The organism is Methanospirillum hungatei (assembly GCF_020216685.1).
Lineage (GTDB): Archaea > Halobacteriota > Methanomicrobia > Methanomicrobiales > Methanospirillaceae > Methanospirillum > Methanospirillum hungatei_B.
Genome location: NZ_JAIWNS010000011.1, coordinates 1 through 10,000, shown reverse-complemented (window position 1 = coordinate 10,000; position 10,000 = coordinate 1). Strand labels below are relative to the sequence as shown.

10 protein-coding genes are annotated in these 10,000 nt (G+C 46.3%); 9 read left to right on the top strand and 1 reads right to left on the bottom strand.

Going from position 1 to position 10,000, the window contains the following annotated elements; translation table 11 throughout:
• Positions 1–291 (top strand): cupin domain-containing protein (locus LDL35_RS00645; protein WP_304018460.1); only part of this gene is annotated, 291 nt, incomplete at its 5' end.
• Positions 292–330: 39 nt separating this feature from the next.
• On the opposite strand, the gene LDL35_RS00640 is transcribed toward LDL35_RS00645, so the two are convergent.
• Positions 331–2,856, bottom strand: a complete 2,526-nt coding sequence (locus tag LDL35_RS00640) for a PAS domain S-box protein (RefSeq protein WP_304018458.1) — start codon at positions 2,854–2,856, stop codon at positions 331–333.
• Positions 2,857–3,141: 285 nt separating this feature from the next.
• On the opposite strand from LDL35_RS00640, the gene LDL35_RS00635 reads away from it, so the two are divergent.
• The 8 genes from LDL35_RS00635 (at position 3,142) to LDL35_RS00600 (ending at position 9,851) form a co-directional block, all read left to right on the top strand.
• A complete protein-coding gene (locus LDL35_RS00635; RefSeq protein ID WP_304018457.1) occupies positions 3,142–3,954 on the top strand; it encodes a nitroreductase family protein in 813 nt (270 codons plus the stop codon).
• A gap of 451 nt (positions 3,955–4,405) precedes the next feature.
• On the top strand, positions 4,406–6,340 hold the full coding sequence (locus tag LDL35_RS00630; protein WP_304018455.1) for an NADH-quinone oxidoreductase subunit L: 1,935 nt from the start codon (positions 4,406–4,408) through the stop codon (positions 6,338–6,340).
• 5 nt (positions 6,341–6,345) lie between these two features.
• Entirely contained in the window at positions 6,346–7,194 is an 849-nt protein-coding gene (locus LDL35_RS00625) for a respiratory chain complex I subunit 1 family protein (protein ID WP_304018453.1), read from the top strand.
• 5 nt (positions 7,195–7,199) lie between these two features.
• Positions 7,200–7,646: an NADH-quinone oxidoreductase subunit B family protein gene (locus LDL35_RS00620; protein ID WP_304018450.1), complete on the top strand. Its 447-nt coding sequence runs from the start codon at positions 7,200–7,202 to the stop codon at positions 7,644–7,646.
• Positions 7,643–8,032 carry an NADH-quinone oxidoreductase subunit C gene (locus LDL35_RS00615; RefSeq protein ID WP_304018448.1) on the top strand — a complete coding sequence of 130 codons (390 nt, stop codon included), beginning with the start codon at positions 7,643–7,645 and terminating at the stop codon, positions 8,030–8,032. Before LDL35_RS00620 ends, LDL35_RS00615 begins: the two co-directional genes overlap by 4 nt.
• A complete protein-coding gene (locus tag LDL35_RS00610; RefSeq protein ID WP_304018446.1) occupies positions 8,025–9,104 on the top strand; it encodes a nickel-dependent hydrogenase large subunit in 1,080 nt (359 codons plus the stop codon). Before LDL35_RS00615 ends, LDL35_RS00610 begins: the two co-directional genes overlap by 8 nt.
• A gap of 5 nt (positions 9,105–9,109) precedes the next feature.
• The gene (locus LDL35_RS00605) at positions 9,110–9,490 is read left to right on the top strand and encodes a 4Fe-4S binding protein (protein WP_304018444.1); all 381 of its coding nucleotides are present in this window, start codon (positions 9,110–9,112) and stop codon (positions 9,488–9,490) included.
• 121 nt (positions 9,491–9,611) lie between these two features.
• Positions 9,612–9,851, top strand: a complete 240-nt coding sequence (locus LDL35_RS00600; RefSeq protein ID WP_011448734.1) for a type II toxin-antitoxin system HicB family antitoxin — start codon at positions 9,612–9,614, stop codon at positions 9,849–9,851.
• Positions 9,852–10,000: the final 149 nt, after the last annotated feature.

The window sequence follows — 10,000 nt, the reverse complement described above, 5'->3', positions numbered from 1 at the left end:
CATGTGGATGCCAGAAAGATCTACGACTCTCCTCATGCAATGGCAGTAGTCATCACCCTTAAGCCGGGAGAATCACTGAAAAAACATATAACTCCGGTCGATGTCTTCTTTTATGTCCTGGAAGGGACAGGAATTGTTGAGATTGGAGATGAGCGGGCAGAGGTAACAAAGAATATGCTGGTGGAAAGCCCGGCAAGGATTCCTCACCGGTGGATTAACCAGAGTACTGAAATTTTCAGAGTCCTTGTTGTTAAAGTCCCAAAACCAACGGAAGAGACGAAATTACTCTGAACATACCATCTTTTCGAAGGGTGCACTAGGAACGGCCTTTCATTTCGCACTCATCCATCCTCCTTTCGGAACCCGGATCTCAAATAAGGCCCCCTGCCCTTCCTGCCCCCGTTCGATAATTGAAATTCCGGTAAGTGCAAGGATCTCCCGTACCAGAAATAATCCAAGCCCGGTATTGTTCCCAAATCCCCGCTCAAATATTTTTTCCTTGTCTTCCGGAGGAATACCAACGCCGTCATCGGCATACGCAATAAGGAACTCATCACCGGATCTCTGTGCAGATATATGAATTGTAGTAACCGTTTTTCCATGCCTGATAGAATTATCCATAAGGTTCAGGAAGACCCTGGAGTACATCTGATCTGCATAGATGAAGACATCAGGAAGATCGAGAACTAACTGAATAGACTCAGGCAGATGTGGCTCTTGAATACAATGTATCAAAGCCTGCCATTCTGGTTCATGCAACCCAAGACCCTCATACGTTTTGGTAAATTCTATATGAGACTGGATTTTTCCCGTACATGCCATGATATTGTCAATAAATTCGCCAATTCTCTGATCATGGGCCATATCCTTCATCGCATCAAGATAGATAAAGATAGCATTAATCTGGTTTAAAATGTCGTGGCGGGTAATCGAACTGAGCAGGTTGAGCTGACGGTTTGCCTGAACTAGTGCCTCCTCTGACTTTTTTCGTTCGGTGATATCATGGGCAATTCCTAAAAATGCCTTCGGAGTCCCATCAGGATTTCTAACCAGAGTTCCACTGGATACATGCCATTTCCATGAACCATCCTTATGCCTGACCCGGTATTCAACCCCTCCCATCTTTTGCCCGGTGCTGAGTATTGTCTCCAGGAATTTGCTTGTCGCCCCAATATCGTCAGGGTGAACAATATCTGTATATGAACTTCCGATTATCTCCTGAGTAGTATGGCCCAGCACATCGGCCCAGTTTGGTGAGATGTAGGTAAATACTCCATCGGGAGTAAGTGAGTATACAATATCATACGCATATTCAACGAATGATCTGAACCGCTCTTCACTTGCCCTGAGTTCCTCTTCTGCAGCTTTTCGATCAGATACATCACGTATTGAAAGAAGATCTGCATCCCGACCCTCATACCGGATCAGTTTCCCGACACATTCAACCCATATCTTCTCTCCATGAACGGTACAGATCTGATACTCAGCAAGGAAGGGATCGATTCCTTCCCGGACCCGTGTCAGATCCAGAAGAACCTGATCCCGAGATTTTGGGGCGATGAAATCCATAACATTTACACCTGAAAGAAGGGCCGGGTCAGAAACCCCCACAAGGTGGAGTGCAGCCATGTTTGCAAATAAGAGCTTCCCATCAAAATCAAGTATGATAATACCTTCAAGTGAATAACTCACCAGTGACCGGTATTTTTCCTCGCTCTCAATCAATGCAGCATAAACTTCCTTCTCTCTGGTAATATCAGTAATTACCCCAAAATATTTCAGGTTCCCACCAGTATCAGTAACCGGTCGGGTTGAGGTTCTAACCCAGGATAATGATCCGTCCTTTTTTATAAGTCGCCATTCCAACGGTGTCAATACACCCTTCTCTAGTTCCTCAAACCTCTTTAGAATTGCCGGACGGTCCTCTTCATACACCACATCCAGAAAGAATCTGCCTGCAAGATCAGCAGGGCGGTATCCAAATAACCGTTCACCAGCAGGACTAAAATAGCCGATCTGGCCTTTCGGATTTACAGAAAAGATGACATCGTTTATATTTTCAACAAGCATTCTAAACTTGGATTCGCTCAGACGAAGTGCACGTTCTATCTTTTTCCTTCCGGTAATATCCTGAATTATTCCAAAAACGGTATGAGAGGCAGGATCATATTCCGCGATAAAATGGACATCGACAAGTGCATTATCTGTCTGTCTTCGTATCTTACATTCTTCATGAAAGGATCGTTTTTGATGAATTAATTCCTGAAGAGATGCTCTAATACGGGATCTGTCTTTTATAAGAACCACATTGAGGAGGTCATCGATGGTAAAATTTTCAGTATTACAGCCAATTATCGCCTGGGCACCAAGTGATCCTGATATCATTCCTGAATCTGGATCATATGTCCAGTGACCCAGCCCGGCAATATACTCTGCATGATAGAGCTGGGCAATACTTTTCTGCAAGGCCAGTTTTGTCTCTCTGCCTTCTACTATCCGACTGATAACATGGATAAGCCGTGTGCGTTCAAACCGGATATCAATGTAATCCGTCAGACAGAGATCTGCCCCATATGAGAGGGCATCATTCGCAATATCCTCTTTTTCTGCTCCGGTGTAGAGGATGAAAGGCAGATCTCCATATACCTCCCTGACATGATGAAGGAGATCCAGACCATTCTTCTCTGGAAGATGATATGCCGTGAGAACTCCATCATATGATGCGGATTTTAACTTTTCAAGGGCCTCATGAAAAGTCAGAGAAAAATCCAGAGATATATTTGGGCTTTGACTCAGGATTTGTATATACCTGCTCAGGGGTCCTTTCCCGTCACCAACGCAGAGGAGAGAGATCATACATGCCTGTTGCAATATTTATATCTAGATATCACCCAATATGTCTCATCAACCATAATAAAGATACCCTAAAAATCCCGTAAAAAAGGTTTTACTGAAAGGTCAATGATCTCTTATGAATATGAGAATCCTGCCAGTACCTATTGAACCCGAATGAGATCACAGGTATCAGATGTAAGGGAAATACCCTCTAATCTTAATGACCCTTCTTCATCACTTTATAAGTTCATGAACGTGAACAGACACATAGGACATGGAACGAGTATGTATCAACCTCCGGTACTTATGAACAGAGAAGCCTGTACAGCCTGTGGAATATGCGGTAAAGTCTGCATGTTTTCGGTCATAAAAAGCGATGAATCCGGATATCCGGATCTGAATCCGAATGCTCCTCCCTGCAGCCGGTGCGGTCATTGCATCGCATTCTGTCCCTCATCTGCAATACGATTGTCCGGTTATGGAGAAAGACAAACCGTTCCCGTGCTCTCTGAAAAACCGGTTACTCCTGACCAGATCAAAACCCTTGTGACCTCCCGCAGGTCAACCAGACAATATCAGAAAAAAGTCATTCCTCGCGAGGTTCTTGAAAACCTGTTTGATATTGTCAGGTATGCTCCATCAGCAATGAACCTGCAGACCGTCCAATGGCAGGTCATCTATGATACCAGCATTGTAAAGTCTGTTGGATCAGCAATCATCTCATGGATGAACCGGATGATAGAAGAACAAAGACTTCATGAATTTGCCATCGGTTCATCATTTCCCTATATTACCGGGGAGTGGGAGAAAGGAAGGGACCTTATCACGCACGGGGCTCCCCATCTCCTCATGACATACTCAAGAGCCAGTGACCCTACAGCACCAACCGATGCTCTTATTGCAACCAGTTACCTTGACCTGATCGCCCAAGTGTACGGTCTTGGAACCTGCTGGGCCGGGATAATAAAACGGGCAGCAGAATGGTCTCCAAAAGTCCTGCCTGTCATGGATCTTCCCGAAGGTACCATCCCACAAACAGTTCTTCTCATCGGGTATCCGGCTTTACGGCACTATGCCATCCCCCCACGGGAACCTGCAAAGGTCCGATGGAACGGGTGACATCCCATGTATGATATCCATACCATAATTGTAAATGATCGACATTCAAATAGAGCCACGCTATTCTCTTTTTGGAGCATACTCCTATAGAATTATACTCCGGCTTCAGACCAGAATAGCACCCCTCTATAAAAACAACATAATCGTAGATCATCGTAATTGAATCAAGAATTAACCTTAATTTTTTCTGCGTGCACAGATAATTATTGACAACACTAAATAAAAGTTCTTTTTCTGAAATAAGGGCATATTAACCTACTATTATCCACACAAAATCTCCAGAGCAGATCATTTTGTAAGAGGGAGCCTCGTATGCATAACGGAGAATAAAAACATCGACAATTCACGAATGGTCTTTTCTTTCGTTCTGAATCAAAATAAAAACACATAAATTACCTTTGTATTCATCTTCATTCCTACCAACTGTCATGATAAATAATGATAAATATCCATGCTCTCAAACGATACATACATGGAACTGCTCATCTTCCTGATACTCTTTCCTCTTCTGATGGCTGGCCTTTTGACACTCATTCAGGGCGAGAATTTCAGAAGAGCGGCAGTTATAAGTGGAGCAGTCCTGGTTGGGATTGCTTCTCTCATTACCCTTGCAGACAGTATCACCACCCAGGCAGTATACTACTCTGTTCCGGTCGATATGATTGGTATACTCATTTTTATTGGTGATATCCTCATAAGTGGGTATATCATCTCTGTCAGTCTGAAAGCACGGCAGTATCTGGTTTTTGGCATCACCATCCTCCAGCTTATTCTCCTGTGTGCCGTCGAATATCTGGCACTCGCAGACCATGCCCATATTCCGGAATTATTTTCGGATCAACTTTCAGGGATCATGGCTGCGATTATCGGAGTCATTGGAGGCCTCATCTGTGTGTACGCCCTAGGATACATGCGTGAATATCATGCAGAGCACCCGGACCGCCCGGATAAGAGGCCCCGGTTCTTCGGAATCATGTTCCTCTTCCTTTCGGCAATGTTCGGAGTGGTCTTCTCAAACAACCTTCTCTGGCTGTTTTTCTTCTGGGAGATAACCACACTCTGTTCATTCCTGCTTATCAGATATCCGGAGACAGATGAAGCCGTAAAGAATGCCTTCAGGGCACTGCTCTTTAACCTGGTCGGAGGGGCATGTATTCCGGTTGCGTTTCTGGTAATTTTCCTTGGCCAGGGATCACAATATATCGGACTTCATGAACTGGTAACTGCAGGACCTGGTATTGCCCTTATTCCCGCAGGACTCATAGCCGTTGCAGGACTTGCAAAATCAGCACAATTCCCCTTTTCTTCATGGCTTGTCGGAGCAATGGTTGCACCAACCCCGGTTTCAGCCCTTCTTCACTCAAGCACCATGGTGAAAGCAGGAGTCTATATTATTGCACGGTTTGCTCCTGTCTTTGAAGGACAGATTGTAGGAATCCTCATTGCCCTTATCGGGGGGATCACCTTCCTTGCCGCATCTGCTATCGCCATATCCCAGAGCAATGCAAAAAAGGTCCTTGCGTATTCAACTATTGCAAACCTGGGACTGATTGTTGCATGTTGTGGTGTCGGAACCGCAGAAGCACTCTGGGCCGCAATCCTTCTGATCGTCTTCCATGCCATAGCGAAATCTTTGCTCTTCCTTTCGGTGGGAACTGTGGAGCATCAGATCCATAGCAGGGATATAGAAGACATGACCGGACTTGTTACAAAGATGCCCCGGATTACCATGATGATCCTGATCGGAATTGCCGGTATGTTTCTGGCACCGTTTGGTATGCTCATCTCAAAATGGGCGTCCCTTCATGCCTTTGTGGAGTCAGTCCCTCCATACGGAATTCTCCTGGTCATCATCATCGCGTATGGCAGCGGGATTACCGCATTCTTCTGGGCAAAATGGATGGGAAAACTCATAGCCGTCGGGGAACCACAGACAAAAGACGAATCCCATATACCGAGATCTGAAAAGAATATTCTCTACATTCTCTCAGCACTTACCATCGGAGTCTGTTTCGGGTTTCCGATCATCTCATGGTACCTGATAGAACCCTGGCTTTTGACCATGTATCAGTCGGTCACCGATCTTATCTCCTTGAGTAATATTGAGATCATGTTCATGATGCTGTTCTTAGTACTCATCATGCCGTTCTCTCTTGCCCGGTTCACGCATTCTGCACGGCGGGTTCCCCGGTATCTGTGTGGTATTCCGGAAGGCGGAAGCACTGCATTCATGGGAAGCTGTGGGATTAACCGGGAGATAGCACTGTCTAACTACTACCTGGACCGGATATTCGGAGAAGAACGCCTCTCCCGCATCAGTGTGGGAATGGGTATCTTCCTGATTGTCCTGCTCCTCAATATTCTGATCATCGGAGGTGGCCTGTGAATTCCATGGATCCGTTCATTGCAGCAGCGTTGTTTATCATACTTGCACCGGTTGTCGGCATACTCATCACCGGGCTTGACAGGATACTGACTGCACGGATGCAGGGGAGAGTCGGACCGCCGGTTCTCCAGCCCTGGTATGATATCCGTAAATTATTCCAGAAGAAACAGGTTGCAGTATGGGGAGCACAGAGTTTTTTCATCTTCTGCTATCTCATATTCATTATATTCACCGGTGCACTCTTCTTTGGTGGAGGAGACATCTTACTTGTCATATTCGCCTTTACGCTCGGGCATGTGTTCCTGGTGCTTGGTGCGTATGTGTCGTACTCGCCGTATGCCCATATTGGAGCTGAGCGGGAACTTATCCAGCTGATGGCAGTCGAACCGATGATCATCATTGCAGCCATCGGACTATACCAGGTGAATGGTTCATTCCTGATCGGGGATATGGCAAACCATCCAGGTCTTCCCATACTGCTTCTGCCGGGAGTGTTCCTCGGGTTTATCTATATATTAACGTTTAAACTCAGGAAATCACCATTCGATCTGGCAACCTCACATCATGCACATCAGGAACTTGTAAAGGGAAGCACGACAGAGTTTTCCGGTCGGACTCTTGCCATGGTTGAACTGGCCCATATCTATGAGCTTGTCGTGATGCTCGGATTTATATGGCTGTTCTTTGGTGATAATCTCTGGCTGTGCATCTGTGCAATTATCATTATCATGGTGCTTGAGATCCTGGTTGATAACTGTACATCGCGTGTCCGCTGGCAGGATGCCATGACCAGTGCCTGGTTTGTTACCCTCGTTGCCGGAGCAGGAAATATCTTTGCCCTTTCAATTATGTGAGAATCATGTCATACCTACAGAAATCACCCTGGATAATTCATTATGATGCCTCAAGCTGTAATGGCTGTGATATTGAGGTACTGGCCTGTCTGACTCCACTCTATGATGTAGAGCGGTTTGGGATTCTCAACACCGGAAACCCAAAACATGCTGATATATTCGTCATAACCGGTGGTGTTAATGAAATAAACAAAGAAGTTGTGCAGAACATCTATGAGCAGATGCCTCATCCGAAGGTTGTTGTTGCGGTTGGGATCTGTGCATGCTCCGGCGGAGTATTCAGAGAATGCTACAATATTTCAGGGGGTGTTGCAACGGTCATCCCGGTTGACGTCTATGTCCCCGGGTGTGCTGCACGGCCTGAGTCGATCATCGATGGTATCGTGCAGGCTCTTGGGATACTTGAACAGAAACGGCATGCTATGAACGCAGGAGTGGAGGGGACGGTATGAAGCAGCCACAGCAGACAATCGAGACCATTGCAGTCGAGGACCTCATAAACCGGGTTCATTCCTTCCATGATGACGGATACCGCCTGGTCCAGATCAGTTGTGCAGCAGAAGGAGAGGCTTTTGAGGTGACCTATAGTTTTGATAAGGATCTGACTTTGACTCACCTTCGGATCCCTGCCTCCCCTGATAAACCAATCCCAAGTATCTCCCGCATTTATCTTGCCTCATTCGTGTATGAGAATGAGATTGCAGACCTCTTTGGAATTCCCTTCACCGGAATTGCAATCGATTACAAAGGAACCTTTATCAGAACCAGTATTCCCCACCCCTTTGGATCGTCACAGATATCGGTTGTGAAAAAGAAACCGGAGGGCCAGCATGAGTAAACAGATTATCGTCCCGTTCGGACCTCAGCACCCGGTCCTTCCTGAGCCCATCCATCTTGACCTCGTTCTGGAAGATGAACGGGTCGTTGAGGCAATCCCCTCCATCGGGTATGTCCACCGTGGTCTTGAAAAACTTGTAGAGAAGCGTGATTACAAGGACTATGTCTTCATATCCGAACGGATCTGCGGTATATGCAGTTTCATTCACGGGGCAACCTACTGCCAGGGAGTAGAACAGATAATGGGGATTGAAATTCCCAGACGTGCTGAGTTTCTTCGGGCAATATGGTCAGAATACTCCCGTATGCACAGCCATCTCCTCTGGCTTGGGTGTTTTGCAGATGGGATGGGGTATGAAAACCTCTTTATGAACTGCTGGAAAGTAAGGGAGAAGATTCTTGATGTGCTGGAGCGGACAACCGGAGGCCGGGTCATTCAGGGAGTAAACCGGGTCGGTGGTGTCAGCAGGGATATGGATGCAGCAGAGTTGAAGCGGATTCTGAGTGAAATCCCTAGTTTACGGGATGACTTTACAGAACTGACCCGTATCTTTGATGAAGACCTGACGGTTCAGACCAGAACCAAGGGGATTGGTATACTCCCAAAAGATAAGGCATGGGATCTTGGGGCAGTCGGTCCGGTCATCAGGGGCAGCGGGCATGCTGTAGATGTGAGATCAACCGGGTATGGTGCCTATGATGAACTGGATTTCAAACCAGTTGTCAGAGATGAGGCTGATTGTTATGCACGGTGCATGGTGAGAGCAGAGGAACTCTTCACCTCGCTTGACCTTATCGAGAATGCCATTGACCGGATTCCTGCCGGAGATATCATGGTTCCGGTCAAAGGTAACCCGTCCGGTGAATACTATGCACGGGCAGAGCAGCCACGGGGAGAGGTCATTCATTACGTGAAGGCGAACGGGAAGAAGAATCTGGCACGGCACCGGGTCAGGACCCCGACGCTTGCGAATGTTCCTGCTCTTGTCCAGATGCTGGCCGGATGTGAACTTGCCGATGTTCCGGTTATCGTGCTGACCATTGATCCCTGTATCGGTTGTATGGAGCGGTGATTGTGATGAAAGTAGGAGTTATGGCCCTGACCGTCCTGAAAAACCTTGTCAAAGGACCTGCAACGATCAGATATCCATACCAGCCCGCAAAGGTGACGCCGGTAACCCGTGGACACCTTGTTATCACTATTGATGATTGTATCTTCTGTGGTCTGTGCCGGATGCATTGTCCTGCAGATGCAATTGAAGTCAGTAAACCAGATCGGACCTGGAGATTGAACCAGTTTCAGTGTGTTATCTGTGGGTGTTGTGTGAGTTACTGCCCGAAAGATTGTCTTTCCATTGAGCAGATCTATCTTCCGCCAACGACAGAGGCAACGATTGTGACCGTTACCGGGCCTGAACCTGAGAAGAAAGAGGGGCAGGGAGAAGAGGTTGCGGGTTAATGTATACTTTTTTTTGGCCCATGTTGAATTTTTAAGCCAGGAAATAGATTCACTACTCTCTCCTGACAATTTTAAAAGCAGAAAAAAGAATATATGAGAGAGAATAAACGAGGTCAGGCAGATGAAAAGATATCAATTTACAACCCTGATTTGGGAAGAGGAGGGAGTCTACGTTTCAAAATGTGTGGAAATCGAAGTTGCATCCTGTGGTGACACCCCAAAGGAAGCTCTTGATAACCTCCGTGAAGCGATTGATCTCTGGCTAAAAAATGCTGAGTTTCTTGGAATCTTAACAGATGCTCTCCCTTCAATAACCTCATCAGAAAAATTTACTTCGGTGATCGAGGTTGAAGCAGCGTGAAACTACCACAGGTTTCTTCAAATGCCCTTATAAATTAGTTTAAAAAATGGTTTTCAAGAAGCACCATATCAAGGTAAGGGGAGTCATGTCGCCCTGTACAAGGAAGCTAACGGAACAAAAATCCTCATAATAATTCAAAAACGTGGGTC

Excerpts from the sequence above, each read along its gene's own strand:
- LDL35_RS00640 (WP_304018458.1), bottom strand. The coding sequence starts at position 2,856 with ATGATCTCTCTCCTCTGCGTTGGTGACGGGAAAGGACCCCTGAGCAGG.
- LDL35_RS00635 (WP_304018457.1), top strand. The coding sequence starts at position 3,142 with ATGAACAGAGAAGCCTGTACAGCCTGTGGAATATGCGGTAAAGTCTGC.
- LDL35_RS00630 (WP_304018455.1), top strand. The coding sequence starts at position 4,406 with ATGCTCTCAAACGATACATACATGGAACTGCTCATCTTCCTGATACTC.
- LDL35_RS00625 (WP_304018453.1), top strand. The coding sequence starts at position 6,346 with ATGGATCCGTTCATTGCAGCAGCGTTGTTTATCATACTTGCACCGGTT.
- LDL35_RS00620 (WP_304018450.1), top strand. The coding sequence starts at position 7,200 with ATGTCATACCTACAGAAATCACCCTGGATAATTCATTATGATGCCTCA.
- LDL35_RS00615 (WP_304018448.1), top strand. The coding sequence starts at position 7,643 with ATGAAGCAGCCACAGCAGACAATCGAGACCATTGCAGTCGAGGACCTC.
- LDL35_RS00610 (WP_304018446.1), top strand. The coding sequence starts at position 8,025 with ATGAGTAAACAGATTATCGTCCCGTTCGGACCTCAGCACCCGGTCCTT.
- LDL35_RS00605 (WP_304018444.1), top strand. The coding sequence starts at position 9,110 with ATGAAAGTAGGAGTTATGGCCCTGACCGTCCTGAAAAACCTTGTCAAA.
- LDL35_RS00600 (WP_011448734.1), top strand. The coding sequence starts at position 9,612 with ATGAAAAGATATCAATTTACAACCCTGATTTGGGAAGAGGAGGGAGTC.